Annotated in this window: 16 protein-coding genes; 6 read left to right on the top strand and 10 right to left on the bottom strand. The window is 64.2% G+C overall.

The genetic code is table 11. The annotated features are described in order from the left end of the window. Position 1 precedes the first annotated feature (1 nt). The 4 genes from CKW40_RS01000 to pldH are packed head-to-tail and all read left to right on the top strand — an operon-like array spanning position 2 to position 3781. Positions 2-937, top strand: a complete 936-nt coding sequence (locus CKW40_RS01000; RefSeq protein ID WP_027042522.1) for a putative B6 ABC transporter permease subunit 1 — start codon at positions 2-4, stop codon at positions 935-937. A gap of 48 nt (positions 938-985) precedes the next feature. Continuing rightward, the gene (gene pldA / locus CKW40_RS00995) at positions 986-1792 is read left to right on the top strand and encodes a 4-pyridoxolactonase (protein WP_095198093.1); all 807 of its coding nucleotides are present in this window, start codon (positions 986-988) and stop codon (positions 1790-1792) included. 25 nt (positions 1793-1817) lie between these two features. Beyond that, positions 1818-2996, top strand: a complete 1179-nt coding sequence (ppaT, locus tag CKW40_RS00990; protein ID WP_095198471.1) for a pyridoxamine--pyruvate transaminase — start codon at positions 1818-1820, stop codon at positions 2994-2996. 38 nt (positions 2997-3034) lie between these two features. Continuing rightward, positions 3035-3781: a pyridoxal 4-dehydrogenase, SDR-type gene (pldH, locus tag CKW40_RS00985; RefSeq protein ID WP_095198092.1), complete on the top strand. Its 747-nt coding sequence runs from the start codon at positions 3035-3037 to the stop codon at positions 3779-3781. Between the two features lie 72 nt (positions 3782-3853). Here pldH and CKW40_RS00980 read toward each other — a convergent pair whose 3' ends face one another. After that, positions 3854-4816 (bottom strand): dihydrodipicolinate synthase family protein, encoded by a 963-nt coding sequence (locus tag CKW40_RS00980; protein WP_095198091.1) that lies wholly within the window; start codon positions 4814-4816, stop codon positions 3854-3856. Between the two features lie 109 nt (positions 4817-4925). On the opposite strand from CKW40_RS00980, the gene CKW40_RS00975 reads away from it, so the two are divergent. After that, entirely contained in the window at positions 4926-5966 is a 1041-nt protein-coding gene (locus CKW40_RS00975) for a proline racemase family protein (protein ID WP_095198090.1), read from the top strand. A gap of 35 nt (positions 5967-6001) precedes the next feature. On the opposite strand, the gene CKW40_RS00970 is transcribed toward CKW40_RS00975, so the two are convergent. From CKW40_RS00970 to CKW40_RS00930, 9 genes are all read right to left on the bottom strand, one after another. Beyond that, a complete protein-coding gene (locus CKW40_RS00970) occupies positions 6002-6889 on the bottom strand; it encodes an intradiol ring-cleavage dioxygenase (RefSeq protein ID WP_095198089.1) in 888 nt (295 codons plus the stop codon). A 5-nt stretch (positions 6890-6894) separates the two neighbouring features. Beyond that, on the bottom strand, positions 6895-8649 hold the full coding sequence (locus CKW40_RS00965) for an FAD-dependent oxidoreductase (RefSeq protein ID WP_095198088.1): 1755 nt from the start codon (positions 8647-8649) through the stop codon (positions 6895-6897). Next, a complete protein-coding gene (locus tag CKW40_RS00960; protein ID WP_095198087.1) occupies positions 8642-9730 on the bottom strand; it encodes a branched-chain amino acid ABC transporter permease in 1089 nt (362 codons plus the stop codon). The genes CKW40_RS00965 and CKW40_RS00960 overlap by 8 nt, the downstream gene beginning before the upstream one ends. Positions 9731-9739: 9 nt before the next feature. Further along, on the bottom strand, positions 9740-10603 hold the full coding sequence (locus CKW40_RS00955) for a branched-chain amino acid ABC transporter permease (RefSeq protein ID WP_095198086.1): 864 nt from the start codon (positions 10601-10603) through the stop codon (positions 9740-9742). A gap of 1 nt (position 10604) precedes the next feature. Beyond that, positions 10605-11309, bottom strand: coding sequence for an ABC transporter ATP-binding protein (locus CKW40_RS00950; RefSeq protein ID WP_095198085.1), 705 nt, complete (start codon positions 11307-11309; stop codon positions 10605-10607). Further along, on the bottom strand, positions 11309-12028 hold the full coding sequence (locus CKW40_RS00945; protein WP_095198084.1) for an ABC transporter ATP-binding protein: 720 nt from the start codon (positions 12026-12028) through the stop codon (positions 11309-11311). Before CKW40_RS00945 ends, CKW40_RS00950 begins: the two co-directional genes overlap by 1 nt. A 153-nt stretch (positions 12029-12181) precedes the next feature. Next, complete coding sequence (locus CKW40_RS00940; protein ID WP_095198083.1) at positions 12182-13462, bottom strand: ABC transporter substrate-binding protein; 1281 nt, start codon at positions 13460-13462, stop codon at positions 12182-12184. 24 nt (positions 13463-13486) lie between these two features. Continuing rightward, a complete protein-coding gene (locus tag CKW40_RS00935; protein WP_095198082.1) occupies positions 13487-14548 on the bottom strand; it encodes a maleylacetate reductase in 1062 nt (353 codons plus the stop codon). Further along, positions 14545-15408, bottom strand: a complete 864-nt coding sequence (locus tag CKW40_RS00930) for a dioxygenase family protein (protein WP_095198081.1) — start codon at positions 15406-15408, stop codon at positions 14545-14547. The genes CKW40_RS00935 and CKW40_RS00930 overlap by 4 nt, the downstream gene beginning before the upstream one ends. Before the next feature lie 91 nt (positions 15409-15499). On the opposite strand from CKW40_RS00930, the gene CKW40_RS00925 reads away from it, so the two are divergent. Further along, entirely contained in the window at positions 15500-16450 is a 951-nt protein-coding gene (locus tag CKW40_RS00925; protein ID WP_095198080.1) for a LysR family transcriptional regulator, read from the top strand. The last annotated feature ends 35 nt before the right edge of the window (positions 16451-16485 follow it).

Here is a 16485-nt window from a genome sequence, read left to right as displayed (position 1 = left end):
CATGACCGGGCTCTTCAGTGAAGTCTTTCTCAGTGCCCTGCTGTTCGGCGCTGTCACCGCGGCGATCCCGCTGCTGCTGGCCGGCCTCGGCGAGCAGATGTCGGAAAAGGCGGGCGTGCTCAACATCGGCATCGAAGGCATGATGCTGGCCGGCGCCTATCTCGGTTTTGTCGGCGCCTTCTATTCCGGGTCGCTATGGCTGGGCTTCCTTACCGGTGCCGCTGGCGGCGTCGCGGTGGCGCTGATCATGGCGCTGCTTTGCGTGCGCATCGGGCTGAACCAGATCGTCATCGGCATCGCCCTGACGCTCGGTCTCGAAGGCCTGACGGCGCTGCTTCATCATTTCCAGTTCTCGCGCAGCTATCCCCGCCTGCCGGCGGCGGACGCCACCGTCATTCCGCTGCTCTCGGATATTCCTGTCATTGGCCCCGCTTTCTTCAAGCATCATCTGATCGTCTATCTGGCGGTCGCGCTGGTGTTCGCCATGGGCTACCTCTATCGGCGCACGCAGCTCGGCCTCAATTTGCAGGCAGCGGGCGACAAGCCGGCAGCACTCGACGTCGCCGGTATCGACGTCATCAGGACCCGCACCATCGCGGTGCTGACCACCGGCGCGCTGGCCGGGCTTGGCGGCGCTTATCTCGCCAATGTCGGGGCGGGCCTGTTCATTCCGTTCATCACCAACGGCGCCGGCTTCCTGGGCATCGTGCTGGCCATGCTGGCGCGCGGCCGTCCGGTCTGGGTGCTGTTCGGCGCCCTGCTGTTCGGCGTCTGCCTGTCGCTGACCACGGCCATGCAGGTGGCCGGCATCAACATACCGACCGACATCATCCAGATGCTGCCGTTCCTGGCGGTGATGATCATGCTGGTGCTGTTCGGCCGTCGTGCCAGCCTGCCGGCCGCACTTGGCATTCCATACGAGCGCGGTGCGCGCTGACAACAATCAGATGCGCGGATGGGACCCGCGCCAAAAAAGGAGGCAAGAATGTCGGATACCAAGGTCTACCTGCTTGACGGCGGCTCGCTCGTTCTCGACGGCTACCATGTGTTCTGGAACCGCGGCCCTGGCGGCGAAGTGCGATTCCCCGTCTATTCGATCCTGATCGAGCATGCCGAGGGCCGGTTTCTCATCGACACCGGCTACGACTACGATCATGTCATGAAGATGCTGCCCTTCGAAAAGCCGATCCAGGAGAAGCACCAGACCATTCCCGGTGCGCTTGGCCTGCTCGGCCTCGAGCCCAGGGATATCGACGTCGTCGTCAATTCGCATTTCCATTTCGATCATTGCGGCGGCAACAAGTATTTTCCGCATGCCAAGAAGATCTGCCATCGGACCGAGGTGCCGCAGGCGTGCAATCCGCAGCCTTTCGAGCATCTCGGTTATTCCGACCTGAGCTTCTCGGCGGAGGCCGCGGAAGCGCGTGGCGCGACCGCGCAGCTGCTGGAAGGTACGACGCGCGCCAACTCGACCTTCGAGGGCATCGAGGGCGACGTCGATCTCGCCAAGGGCGTCAAGCTGATCTCGACCCCCGGTCATTCGATCGGCCACTACAGCCTGCTGGTCGAGTTTCCCAAGCGCAAGCCGATCATGTTCACCATCGACGCCGCCTACACCCAGAAGAGCCTTGAAACGCTGTGCCAGGCGGCTTTCCACATCGACCCGGTGGCGGGTGTCAATTCGATGCGCAAGGTCAAGAAGCTGGCCGAGGACCATGGCGCGGAGCTGATGTACTCGCACGACATGGACAACTTCAAGACCTACAGGACCGGCACGCAATTCTACGGCTGACCGCCGCCAATCCGGAGACAAGATGATGCACTATCCCGAACATGCCGATCCGGTCATCACCCTGACCGCGGGCCCGGTGAACGCCTATCCAGACGTGCTGCGCGGCCTCGGCCGCACCGTGCTCTACGACTACGATCCGGCCTTCCAGCTCTTCTACGAGGGCGTGGTAGACAAGGCGCAGAAGGCGATGCGGCTGTCGAATAAGCCGGTCATCCTGCATGGCGAGCCGGTGCTCGGCCTCGAGGCGGCGGCTGCTTCGCTGATCACGCCTGACGACGTCGTGCTCAACCTTGCCTCGGGTGTCTACGGCAAGGGCTTTGGCTATTGGGCGAAACGTTACTCGCCGCATCTGCTCGAGATCGAGGTGCCCTACAACGAGGCGATCGATCCCCAGGCGGTCGCCGATATGCTCAAGGCGCATCCGGAAATCACCATCGTGTCCGTCTGTCACCACGACACGCCGTCGGGCACCATCAATCCGATCGACGCCATCGGCGCGCTGGTTTCGGCACATGGCGGCTATCTGATCGTCGACGCGGTCTCGTCCTTTGGCGGCATGAAGACGCATCCGCAGGATTGCAAGGCCGATATCTATGTCACCGGCCCCAACAAATGCCTGGGCGCCCCTCCCGGCCTCACCATGATGGGCGTCAGTGAGCGGGCCTGGGCCAGGATGAAGGCCAACCCCCTGGCGCCGCGCGCATCGATGCTGAGCATCGTCGACTGGGAAAATGCCTGGTCGAGAGATAAGCCGTTTCCGTTCACGCCGTCGGTATCGGAAATCAACGGGCTCGATGTCGCGCTCGACCTCTACCTCAATGAGGGACCGGAGGCGGTGTGGGCGCGCCATGCGCTCACCGCCAGGGCCATGCGCGCGGGCGTCACCGCGATGGGCCTGTCGATCTGGGCCGCCAGCGACGGGATCGCGTCGCCAACCACGACCGCCGTTCGCACCCCCGAAGGTGTCGACGAGAAGGCGCTTCGCCAGGCCGCGCGCGCCCGCTACGGCGTGGTGTTTTCGTCGGGCCGCGGCGAAACCTTGGGGAAGTTGACGCGCATCGGCCATATGGGGCCGACCGCCCAGCCGATCTATGCGATCGCCGCACTCACGGCGCTTGGCGGCGCCATGAACGCGGCCGGGCAGAAGCTTGCAATCGGCAAAGGCATCGAGGCGGCGCTGGCCGTGATCGATGCCGACGCCTGAACAAACATCACCAGATCACGGATTGAGGGAGCATTTTCATGACTGAACGACTTGCGGGAAAGACGGCCCTGGTTACGGGTGCCGCACAAGGTATCGGCAAGGCGATCGCCGCACGGCTTGCCGCCGACGGGGCAACCGTGATCGTCAGCGACATCAACGCCGAAGGCGCCAAAGCTGCAGCCGTGGCGATCGGCGGAAAGGCGAGGGCGATCGCCGCCGACATTTCCGATCCGGCCTCGGTCAAGGCACTCTTCGCCGAAATCCAGGCGCTGACCGGAGGCATCGATATCCTGGTCAACAATGCCAGCATCGTGCCGTTCGTCGCCTGGGACGATGTCGATCTCGCCCATTGGCGCAAGATCATCGACGTCAATCTGACCGGCACCTTCATCGTCACTCGCGCCGGCACGGACCAGATGCGTGCGGCGGGCAAGGCTGGGCGAGTGATCAGCATCGCCTCCAACACCTTCTTTGCCGGCACGCCGAACATGGCCGCCTATGTCGCGGCCAAGGGTGGCGTCATCGGCTTCACCCGGGCGCTGGCCACCGAACTCGGCAAGTACAACATCACGGCGAACGCGGTGACGCCCGGCCTGATCGAGAGCGACGGCGTCAAGGCGAGCCCGCACAACGAGGCATTCGGCTTTGTCGAAATGCTGCAGGCGATGAAGGGCAAAGGCCAGCCGGAACATATTGCCGATGTGGTTTCGTTCCTGGCCTCCGACGATGCGCGCTGGATCACCGGCCAGACGCTGAATGTCGACGCCGGGATGGTCAGGCACTAAGTCGGATAGTGACTGCTCAACCCCGCAATGCAACCGGCGGCCGTACTATGGCCGCCCGTCGCACTTGCCGGGTCAGGCTGCGTATCTGGCAATGACGCCGGGCTGCCTCGACCATTGGGCGTACCAGCTGTCGAACAGCTTGAGCTGCGCCTCGGCATAGCCGCGCTGGCTGTCGGTCAGGGCGTCCGTCTCGTTGAAGTGCAGCTTGTATTCGGGAGCGCCCTTCAGCACCATCATGTGCTTGAAGTAGAGCACCAGGTCGGGACCCTCGTCGAAGGAGGATAGCACGGCGAGCGCGGCGTCCAGCTCCAGCGCGCGCTGGCGGGCCTCGACGTCGCCCTTGGCTGCCGCCTGGCTCAAGCCTACGAGGTGCAGCACCTCCTTCGGCAAGACGTTGCCGATGCCGGTGATGGCGCCGGACGCGCCGCAATTGACGAAACCGTGGAAGACGGCGGTGTCGACGCCGATCATCAGCGCCACCTCATCGTCGCGGCTGGTGATGTTTTCCGCCGCGTAGCGCAGGTCCGACGGGCCACCGAACTCCTTGAAGCCGACCAGATTCGGATGTTCGGCGCGCAGCGCGAAGAACAGGTCCGCGCGCGTGGCAAAGCCGTAATAGGGGCTGTTGTAGATGACCGCCGGCAGGTCGGGCGCGGCGGCAAGAATTGCCTTGAAGTGGTGGCGCTGCGCCGTCACCGAAGGCCCGCGTGACAGAACGCGCGGGATCACCATCAGGCCGCGTGCGCCGACTTTCTGGGCGTGCGCCGCATGCGCCACGGCCTTGGCGGTGTTGACCGCGCCGGTTCCCACAATCACCGGCACGCCGGCCTTCACCAGGCGCTCGACGCCTTCCATGCGCTGCTCGTCGGTCAAGAGCGGCCAGTCACCCATCGAGCCACAATAGACCACGGCCGACATGCCGGCCGCGATCAGCTCGCGTCCTTTGCGTACCAGCGCATCGAAGTCAGGCTGGCGGTCCTGCGTGCACGGGGTCATCAACGCCGGCATGGTGCCGGAAAAAACGTTAGAGGTCATTTCGGATTCTCCTTGAGGCTGGCACGCGGATTGACCAGTTTGTCCCGAAGCGGCATGGCTTGCCAAGCAAAATAGTCGTGGTCGCCAGGGACCAGCACAGGGAGCACAAATGCGCAGCAAAACCAGCATTCATGTCGTCGGCTGTCATGCAGAAGGTGAAGTCGGCGACGTCATCGTTGGCGGCGTGCTGCCGCCGGCAGGCCGCACGATGATGGACAAGATGATCACGATGGAGCGCGATCACGACCATATCAGGCGCATGCTGATCTGCGAGCCGCGCGGCAGTGTGGCGCGCCACGTCAATCTGCTCGTTTCCTCAACCCGCGAGGATTGCGTCGCCGGCGCCATCATCATGGAGCCGACGGAATACCCGCCGATGTCCGGTTCCAACACCATCTGCGTCGCCACTGTGCTGCTCGAGACCGGCATGGTGCCGATGCAGGAACCCGAGACCCGCTTCAAGCTCGACATGCCGGGCGGCGTCATCGAGGTGCGCGCCGAATGCCGCGACGGCAGATGCGTCTCGATCACCTTCCGCAACGCGCCCGCCTTTGCCGAACGTCTCGACGCTGTCATCGAAGTCGAAGGGCTTGGCACGCTCACGGTCGATATTGCCTATGGCGGCATGTTCTATGCCATCGTCGATGCCAAGGCGCTCGGCTTCTCGGTCGCCCCCGACGAGGCGCGCGAGCTGGCGGTGGCCGGCGAGAAGATCAGGCGCGCCGCGCGCGAGCAGCTCGATGTCGTCCATCCGGAATTCGAGCATGTGCGCGGCGTGTCGATCGTGCAGTTCGCCATGCCGTTCCAGGGGCCGGGCAAGGTCACGCGCAACACCTGCATCGTTTCGCCAGGGCGCTCGGACCGCAGCCCGACCGGAACCGGCACGTCGGCCCGCATGGCCGTGCTGCAAGCCCGGGGCTTGATGGGCGTTGGCGACGTGCTGATCCATGAATCGATCATCGGCTCGCGCTTCACGGGCAGGATCGTGGAGCTGACGGAAATCGGCGCCGGCAAGGCCATCGTCCCGGAGATCACCGGCCGGGCCTGGATCACCGGCGAGCACAGCTACTATCTCGATCCGACCGACCCCTATCCCCAGGGCTACGTGCTTTCGGACACCTGGGGCACCTCCACTTCGGTGAAGCAGTAGTCGGAGCCGGAAGGCCGAGGCGTCACGCCTGAAACTCAAGCGGGCCTGGGCCGTGCCAGGATGAAATCGTGCTCGACGTCCCAGAAAGGATTGTCGAACGCATAATCCCCGGCGCGCGCCGGATCGTCGACGCGTTTGAACTCCGCCAGCAGGCTCTCCTTCACCCCGAACACCGCGTCCGAATTGATGTAGGGATCGTCCGGGTCGAAGATGTGGGTGGTCAGCGTCTCGAAGCCGTCGGCCTTGAGGATGTAATGCAGATGCGCCGGGCGGTAGGGATGTCGGCCAAGCGCGTGCAACAGCTTGCCGACCGTGCCGTCGTCAGGGATCGGGTAGAATTTCGGCTTCACCGCGCGGAACCAATAGCGGCCGTCGGCACCGGTGCGGAAGACGCCGCGCAGATTGAAGTCGGGTTGGATGCCCTTCTGCTGCACGTCATAAAAGCCCTCGTCGTTGGCCTGCCAGACGTCGAGCACCGCATCGGCGATCGGTCTGCCTTCGGTGTCGAGGATGCGGCCATGGATGAACATGTCCTCACCCTTCTGATCGAGGCAGATGTTGGCGCCCATCGGCAACTCCGGCGCATCGGCGAGATGGAACGGCCCGAGCACCGTCGATTCCGAAGCACCCGAGGGTTTGCGGTTGTTGATGGCATCGACCAGCATCGAGACGCCCAGCACATCGGACAACAGGATGAATTCCTGCCGCCATTCGGTGGAGAGCTGGCCGGTCTTGGTCAGGAACAGAATCGCTTCGAACCACTCGTCCTGCGTCGGCTCGATCTCTTTCACCGCCTCATGCAGTTTCCGCGTTATCACCTCCATCACCGTCTTAAGCCGTTCGCTCCTGGCGTTCTTGTTGCGGCCGGTGACGACCTCGACCGAATTCGCCTCGGTGAAGAAGCCTTTTTCGTGCGCTTCCATATCTCTCACCTGTCCAGGATTGACGTCAGGGCTTTGCGCAGATCCGCCGTCGGGTCGCTGCTGATGGCGTCCTTGCGCCAGGCTACATGCTGGTCGGGCCGCACCAAAAGCACGCCGCTGTCGCGGATCTCGCGGGCGCGCGCCCAGTCGCCGGAAAAGTCCTGCCAGGGCTGCCGCGGGCCGATGAGATGGCCTGATATGTCGATGCCCAGTTCCTTGCCCACCGCCTTCGCGGCGTCGAGCCAGCCTTGGCCGCCAATGCCGGTCAGCACGGTGAATTTGCCATGGCCGGTCAGGTCGAGCGTCGAGACCTTGTCACCCCGATCCGAATGCACCCAGACATGCGGCAGCCGCGCGCCCGGCCAGGAGGTCGGCTGGTGGTGCAGTTCGGCGTCTTTCTCGAAGGCCGGCTCCTTCTGGCCGTCGGTGACGATGGCATTCGACTTGTAGCGCTGGTTCATCTCGACGCCATGGGCGTCGAATTCATAGACTTTTGAAGCGATGGTCTCGCGGATCTTGGCGCGTTGCGCTTCGGCCGCCGGCGTGTCGTCGCAGCGCGCATCCATGTTCGACTGCATTTTCACCGGGTCGATGGAATCGAGCAGGCCGAGCGCCTTGAAGATCGGGCCGAATTCCTCGATCGACTTGTTGGCGCGCGTGACGATCTGTTTGGCCACCGGCGCGCGCTCCTGCGAATAGGATTCGAGCAGTTTTGGACCGGCCTTGCCCTTGATGACATGGGCAAGTTTCCAGGCGAGGTTGAAACCGTCCTGGATCGAGGTGTTGGAGCCCAACCCATTCGATGGCGGGTGACGATGGATGGCATCGCCCATGCAGAAGACGCGGCCCTTGGAGGTCTGCGTGGCGTACATGTTGTTGACGGTCCAGGTCGACACCGACTGGATCTCGATCTCTAGTTCGGGATCGCCAACCAGATCACGCGCCACTTTTTTCGCGAAGGCCTCGTCGACCTTCGGCGCCGGCTGGTTGATGTCGTAGCCCCAGACGATCAGCCACTCGTTCCACGGCCGGATCATGCGCACCAGGCCCATGCCGATGCCGCCGACATCGGCACCCGGCTGCACCACCCAGTAGAGCACCGAGGGCCGGTGGGCGACGTATTTCGAAAGGTCCGCCTTGAACAGGATGTTCATCGAGCCGCCGACGCCCATCTTGCCCTCGAAGGGCAGGCCGGCGTGCTCGGCGACCAGCGAATTGCCGCCGTCGGCGCCGACCAGATATTTCGAGCGGATGGTGATGTCCTTGCCGGTCAGTCGGTCGCGGCAAGTGGTGGTGACACCGTCGGCGTCCTGGACATGGGAGAGGTATTCGGTCGACATGCGCGCTTGCGTGCCGCGCGAACAGGCGGTCTTGAACAGCAGCGGCTCCATGAAGGTCTGCGGCAAATCGTTCATATGCGAGGGCGAGGAGAGCAGATGCTCGGCACGGCTGAGCGGATGCTTGCCCCAACTGCGCATGCGGCCGATCTCTTCGCCGGCGAGCGACGTGCAGAACACGTTCTCACCCATCAGATCCTGTTCGGTGGCGTGCATATAGGCCTCGCCCTCGACATCCCTGCCGAGGTCGCGCAGCACCTCCATGGTGCGCTGGTTGGTGATGTGCGCGCGCGGCGTCGCGGCCAGCCAGCGATAGCGGTTGATGACCATGTTCTCGACGCCATAGGTCGAAAGCAGCGCTGCCGTCGCCGAGCCCGCGGGCCCGGTGCCGATGGTCAGCACGTCGGTGGAAATGTCAGCCATGCGGCCCTCCCTTTTTGGCTAATGATACAGGTCCGCCAGTCAATCGGCGGCGGACCGGAAAGAGCTGGATGCCGGTGCGTTCGGCGAACAGGCCCCACAGGCCGAGCGGCGCAAACAGCATGATGACGATACCGATCAGTCCGAGGATCAAGAGATACCAGGAGCCGTAATCGGCCAGCAGGTTTTGCAGAAGATAGAAGACGATGACGCCGACGATCGGCCCCTCGATGGTGCCGATGCCGCCGATGACGACGATGAAAATGACATAGGCGGTCCAGTCGACGACAGAGAAGGCGGCGTCGGGCGAGATGCGCGCCTTCTGCACATAGATCAGCGCGCCCGCGAGCCCGGTGCCGAAAGCGGCCGCAAGATAGACCAGTGTCTTCATGCGACGGGCATCAACGCCGACCGAGCGCGCCGCTTCCTGGTTGTCGCGCACGGCGGCCAGCCCCAGCCCCTGTTTCGAGCGCAGCAGGCGGTAGACGAGGCCGATCGTGGCGATGGCCAGCAGCAGTGCCAGCCAGTAGGTCAGGATGTCGCCGGCGCCTGAGGATTTGACGCCGAACAGTTCGCCGACGAACTTCAGCGCCGGCATGTCGCGGGTCGCCTCGCGCGGCAAAGAGGTGCCGGTGCCGCCGCCCAGCATCTTCCACTGCGCCAGCGCCAGCCGCACCACTTCGGCAATGACCCAGCTGCCGATGGCAAAATAGGCGCCCTGCAGGCGAAACAGGAAGAAGGCGGTCGGGATGGCGAGCAGGGCGCTTGCGATGCCGGCGAGCAGGATGGCGGCCAGCGGATCGAGGCCGGCGAGGATGACCAGGGCAAACATGGCGTAGGCGCCGAAGCCGACAAAGGCCTGCTGTCCGACGGAGACCAGCCCGGCATAGCCGGCCAAGAGGTTCCAGTTCTGCGCCAGCACCAGCATGGTCAGGATGAAGAACAGGTCCTGCAGCACGCTGCGCGAGGCAAACAGTGGTGCGGCGAAGGCGAGCAGGATGAAGAGCGTCGCGACGATGGCGAAGCTTGCCGATGCTTTCGTTCGGGTCTCGACTTTCCAGTGTGAGATTGTGACGTCGGTCATGGCGCGCCCTTAATCCACCGCACGCGGGAACAGCCCACGCGGCCTGACCAGGAGCACGACAAGGAACGCCAGATGTCCGGCGAGGATCTGCCATTCCGGGTTGATCGCGGCGCCGAAGGTCTGGGCGATGCCGATGACGATGCCGCCGGCAAGCGTCCCCCATAGCGAGCCGAGGCCGCCGATGATGACCGCCTCGAAAGCGTAGATCAGCCGCGCCGGGCCGATGGTCGGATCGAAATTGGCGCGCGTGCCGAGATAAAGCGCGGCGATCGTCACCACCACCATGGCGATGCCGGTGGTGGTGGCGAAAATCCGCTTCGGCTGGATGCCCATCAGCCCGGCGGTGATCGGGTCATCCGACGTGGCGCGGAACGCACGGCCGAGCGAGGTGCGGTAGAACAACTGGTTCAGCCCGACGATCACCGCGATGGCGGAGGCCAGGGTCAACAGCGGCATGACACCGACATTGATCGGCCCAAGCGCCATCGAGGCGGATTCCAGCCCGCCGACCGAGATGCGCCGGCTGTCGGCGGTAAACCCTTCGAGCAGGCCGTTCTGGATGACGATCGACAGGCCGAAGGTGACCAGCAGCGGCGGCAGGATATCGGTTCCCAACGTGCGGTTGAGCAGGAAGAACTGCAGCGCCCAGCCGATGGCGAACATCACAGGCATCGCCACCAGCGCGGCGACGAACGGATTGAGGCCAAGAGCCGAGACCAGCACCAGGATCAGGAAGGCGGCGAGCACGATCAAGTCGCCATGTGCCAGATTGACCAGCCGCATGATGCCGAAGACGAGGCTCAAGCCGGCGGCGAACAAGGCGTAGAGGCCGCCGAGCAGGATGCCCTGGATGATGGTGTCGAGCCACGCCATGTCAGGCCACCCCGAAATACGCGGCGTGGATCTTTTCGCGTGTCAGATCTGACGGCGCACCGGAGAGCGTGATGCGGCCTTCCATCATGCAGTAGACGCGGTCGGCGACCTTCAGCGCCTGGCCGATATCCTGCTCGACCACGACGATAGAAGCGCCGGCTGCGCGGATGCGCGGAAAGGCGGCGTAGATATCCCTGATGACGACCGGCGCCAGGCCAAGACTGATCTCATCACACAAGAGCACGCGCGGATTGGACATCAGCGCGCGGCCGATCGCCACCATCTGCTGCTGGCCGCCGGACAGAGCCGTGCCCGGATTGGCGTGTCTCTCCCTGAGGATCGGAAACAGCTCGTAGACAGTCTGAAGATTCCAATGGCCCTCGACCGTGCGGCCATAGCGGCCAATGAGAAGGTTCTCCTCGACGCTGAGCGAGGGAAACAGTTTTCGCCCCTCCGGCACCATGGCGATGCCGCGCGCGACGATATCGGGCGCCGGCAGGGCGCCGATCTTTTCGCCATCGAACAACACAGCATCAGGCTGGTTGGCCAATATGCCTGATATCGAGCGCATCAGCGTCGTCTTGCCGGCGCCGTTGGCGCCGATGATGGCAACGGTCTCGCCCTGCTCCAGTGCGATATCGACGCCGAACAGTGCCTGGAAGTCGCCATAGCGCGCGATGAGGTTTCTGGTCTCGAGCAGCGCCATCAGACTTCGATCCCGAGATAGATTTCGCGGACCTCGCGCGACGCCATGACGGCATCGGGCGCACCCATGCCGATAACCCTGCCGAAATTCAGCACCAGCAGCCGTTCGACCACCGAGTTCAGCGCGTGCAGCACATGCTCGATCCAGATGATCGACATGCCGCCTCTGTGGATGGCACGGATGGTGTCGACCAGCATGCCGCATTCGCCTTCGGTCAGGCCACCGGCGATCTCGTCCAGCAGCAGCAGCCTGGGTTCGGTCGCCAGGGCGCGGGCAAGCTCAAGCCGCTTGCGCTGCAGCAGGCTGAGGCCTCCGGCCGGATGGTTGGCGCGGTCGATCAACCCGGTCTCGACCAGAATCTCGGCGCAGCGGTCACCGACCTCGGCCTCCGTCTTCCTCGCCCCGAAGGCCCCGGCGACCAGCAGGTTCTCGAACACGGTCAGCTTCTCAAACGGTTGCGGGATCTGGAAGGAGCGGCCGACGCCGGCAAAGCAACGCTGCATTGGCGGCAGCTTTGTCACGTCGCGGCCATCGAAGACGATGGTGCCGGCATCGGCTGATATGTTGCCGGTGATCAGGTTGAACAGCGTCGATTTGCCGGCCCCGTTCGGACCGATGATGCCTAGCGCCTCGCCCTGTCGCAGCTCGAACGAAACCGCGTCGGCGACGGTGAGCGCGCCGAAGCGTTTCGAGATGTTGAAGAGGGCGAGGATGGGCATGGCTAGCCTCTCTTCTCCCCGTTCACGGGGAGAGATGCCGGCAGGCAGATGAGGGGCGGAGCCAGCCTTGCCGAACTTGGCGCTGCCCCTCATCCGACCCTTCGGGCCACCTTCTCCCCGTGAACGGGGAGAAGGAAAGGTGCGAGGTACCGCTCATCCGATGGCTTCCATCTTGCCGCCGGTCGGGATGTTGGGCGCGGTCTTGTTGTCGGTGATGACGAGGTCATAGCCGCCACCATCCTTCAGCCGCCACTGGCCGCCGACCAGCGGCGTCTTGGCGATGTTCTTGGCGGCAAAGGGCGGCAGCTTGGCGCCGTCCCAGGCGATCGGTCCAACCAGCGTGTCGAGCTTGGTCTCGGCGATCGCCGCCGCCACCTTGTCGCCGTCGCCGGCCTCGCCAGCCCGCTTCATCACATCCACCGCAATCTCGAACAGCGCGTGGACAAAACCGATCGGCTGCGTCCACTGGCGGCCGGTGGCCTTGGTGAAGCCTTGCGCCACCTGTGCCGAGCTCTCGCCGGTCAGCGACGATTTGAACGGGTGGTTCGGCGTCCACCAGACCTCCGACGATAGATTGTGACCGGATTTGCCGAGCGCCTCGACCGATTGCGGGAACAGCAGCGCCTTGCCGATCGACGCCACCTTGGGCGCAAAGCCCTGCTGCTTGGCCTGGTTCCAGAAGGTGGTGAAATCAGGCGGGATCATCACGCCGGTGATGATTTCGCATGACGCGCCCTTGAAGGCGTTGATCTGTGCGGAAAAATCGTCGGTCAGGTTCTGGTAGCGGCCGGTATCGGTCAGCCCGTAGCCGCCCTTGGCCAGCACCGGCGGGAAGCCGACCGTGCCGTCACCCCAGGCATTGCCGTCACCATCATTGGGGAAGAGGCCGCCAACCTTCTTGTTGGTCTCGACCTGCGCCCACATGTTGGTGAAGACGGCTATGACGTCTTCCAGCCCCCAGAAGAAATGGTAGGCGTAGTTGAACGGCTTCCACGAAGCGGGATCGCCGGGATTGCCTTGCTGGCCGATGAACCAGGGCTGCCAGGGCGCAACGGTCGACAGGCATGGCATTTCCTCGGCCTCGCAGGTGGTGGCGACCGGGTTGGTGGTCTCAGGCGTCGAGGCGACAAGCATCAGATTGACTTTGTCGTTGACGATCAATTCCTTGGCGACTTCCGCCGCGCGGTTGGGATTGGACTGGCTGTCCTTGACCACGACCTCGTAGTTGAGGCCGACGGCCTTGGTGGCGGCCAGGAACCCGTCGATGATGAACTTGTCGGCCTCGGCGAAGGCGGCGAGTGGGCCGGATTGCGGGCTGACATAGCCGAGCTTGATCGGCGCATTCTGCGCGATCGCCGGCATGGCAAGACCCGATGTGCCGGCAAGCAGGCCGGTGGCTGCCGTATTCCGGATGAATTCACGTCTGGTAATCACTGTTGTTTCCTCCCTGTGTTGCCGTCAGTCCTGTGGTCGTCTTCCCTCCCACGCGTCCTGCAACAGGGCGCGGATTGCGGCGCGGTCGAAAGGCCGCGGGTTCCAGTACGGGTTCTTCGTCGCGATCTCGGCGGCGCGGTCGAGATCGTCCTGTTTGAGGCCGAGTTCCCTGAGCGTGAGCGGCGCACCGACTGACTTCGCGAAATCGTGGAGACCGCCGCCGGCGCTGCCGCCAAACAGATCGGCGAGCGGCTTGAGCAATTCGGGCACGGCGACGGCGTTGAAGCCGATCGTGTGCGGCAGCATCACCGCATGGGTCTCGGCATGCGGCATATCGAAGGAGCCGCCCAGCGTGTGGCAGATCTTGTGATGCAGCGCCATGCCGACGGTGCCGAGCACCGTGCCGCACAGCCAGGCGCCGTAGAGCGCGTCGCCGCGGGCCTCGAGATTCCTGGGCTCTTTCACCAGCACCGGGAGCGCCGCCTTCAGGGCACGCAGTCCCTCGGTTGCCATCAGCGTCGAGATCGGGTTGCGATCCTGGGCGTAAAGCGCTTCCGCCGCATGCGCCATGGCATTGAGGCCTGAAGTGACGCTCATCGCCACCGGCAGGCCGATGGTCAGCTCGGGATCGTAGATCACCACTTCCGGCAGAATCTTTGCATCGCGCACCGTGGTCTTTTCGCCATGCTCGGTCTGGCCCAGGATCGGCGTCACTTCCGAGCCGGCATAGGTGGTCGGGACGACGATCTGCGGCAGGTCGGTACGCCAGGCGATCGCCTTGCCGAGACCGGTGGTCGAACCGCCGCCAAGCGCGACGACGCAGTCGGCGCCGACCTCCGTTGCCTTGCGCATCGCCGCCTCGGTCACCTCGACCGGGGTGTGCATGGCGGCACCCGGGAAAGTGCCGGCCGCAAGCGATCCAAGCCGCTTCGCCAGCGCCTCGCCATCGCCCGCCTGATGCGGCGTCGACAGCACCAGTGCGCGTCTGCAGCCGAGCTTTTCGATCCAGGTGCCGACCTGCGAGGAGGCGCCATTGCCGAAGACGATGTGCGCCGGGCTGCCGGAATAGGTGAAGGTTCTTGTCATGCCGCCCCCTTGCGCGCCATCGCCATGACGAAGCTGTAGTCGAGCGACCAGCCATCGCCAGTGCTCGAGCGCTTGAAGTCGCCGACCAGTTCCGGCCTGACGCCGAACAGCGCGTCCTCGTCGAGGCGCGGGTCGGCACGATCGAACACCTGCGTGGTCAGAGTCTCGAAATTGTCGGCGCGGATCAGGAAGTGGACATGTGCCGGCCGGCTGAGCGGATAGTTCAGGCGGCCGAGCATCTGTCCGACAGGTCCATCGTCCGGCACGCCATAGCCGGCGGGCTTGACGGTGCGGTAATGGAAACGGCCGTCTCTGTCGGTGGTGAAGACGCCACGCAGGTTGAATTCCGGCTGCAGGTCGGGCTGCTGGTTCTCGTAAAAACCTTGCGCGTTGGCTTGCCAGGTCTCTACCGCCGCCCCCGCTATTGGCATGCCGTCGAGATCTGTCACCCGCCCCGACACGGTGAGCGGCGCGCCGATGCCATCGAGCGAAATGTCGGCGCCGTGCGGCAGCTTTGGCGCATCAGAGCGATAGAAGGGCCCGCGCCCGGTGTTTGGCGTCGCGCCGTTCGGGCGGCGGGAATTTATGTCCTCGACCAGCGCGGTGACGCCGAGCAGGTCCGACAGCAGCACCCATTCCTGCCTTTTGTCGTCGCTGGCATGACCGATTTCGGTGAGGAAGGCGATGGTCTGGCGCCAGTCCGCCGCGGTCGGTCGGGTTTCCCTGACGATCTGATGGAGGTGGTCGACGACAACAGCGAGAAAACGTGGCAGCGGCCCGGCCTTCGCCTTGAGCAGGCGCTGGGCGACCATCTCGGTGGAGTTGGCCTCGCTGAATGACGGGATGCCAGTCTGTGACATGTTCCTCCCCGGTTTCATCTCACCGGGGGACATTAACGCGGGCCAAAGACAAAGATGATGATTTCTACCCGATTTAATATACCATATCGTTATGAAGCTCGACGAGAGGCATTTGATCCAGCTGGCCGCGGTGGTGCAGGCGGGCGGCGTCACCGAAGGCGCCGCGCTCATCGGCCTGTCGCAGCCGGCCGTGTCGCGCACGCTGTCGATGCTGGAAAAGCGGCTGGGCGAACCATTGTTCCTGAAAGGCCGCCGACCGTTGCAGCCGACGCCGCTCGGCAAGGCGCTCGCCGATCATGGCCAGGTGATGCTGACGGCCTCGCGCAAGGCCTCCGACATCGTCGCCAATTTCAGCCAGGGCCGCTCCGGCGTGGTGCGGGTTGGCGGCACGCCGTTTTTCATGGATGCGCTGATCTCCGGCATGATCGCCGACTTCCAGAACGCCTATCCCGATGTGCGTGTCGACCAGAGTTATGGCTATCTCTCGGACCTGCGCGCCGCCATCAACGCCGACCGCATCGACCTTGCCGTTTGTCCGATCGACATATTGGAGGAGGGGTCCGGCATGGAGTTCCGTGAGATCCTGCCCGGGCGCAATGTCGTTGCCTGCCGCGCGACGCATCCATTGTTGTTGCGGCGCAAGCTCAGGACCAGCGACCTGCTCGACTACCCCTGGATCGCGCCACCGCCCGGCAGCCCGCTGCTGGAGGATCTGCGCAGCCTGCTGTTGTCGCTCGGCGCCACCGAGATCAAGATCCGCTATTCCGGCGGATCACTGACCAGCGCCGTCAACTACATGAAGGAGACCGATGCGCTGACGGTTTTGCCGCACAGCGTGGTCTTTGCCTTTCGCAAGGACAAGTCGATCACGGCGCTACCTGTGGCCATTCCGCATCCCGAGCGGGCGCTCGGCCTGCTGAGGCGCGCCGACACGCCGCGCGCACCGGCCGTCGATGCCTTCGCCAAACACATCCGCCAGAGCTTCGACAACCTCAAGCACCTGATCAAGCGCCATGAGCAGGCGGTGGTCTGGGGGATGTGAATTCTATTCATGCTGTGCTGGCCGCTTGCTTCAGC

It is taken from the genome of Mesorhizobium carmichaelinearum (assembly GCF_900199455.1).
Classification (GTDB): domain Bacteria; phylum Pseudomonadota; class Alphaproteobacteria; order Rhizobiales; family Rhizobiaceae; genus Mesorhizobium; species Mesorhizobium carmichaelinearum.
This window is presented reverse-complemented; position numbering and strand designations above follow the sequence as displayed.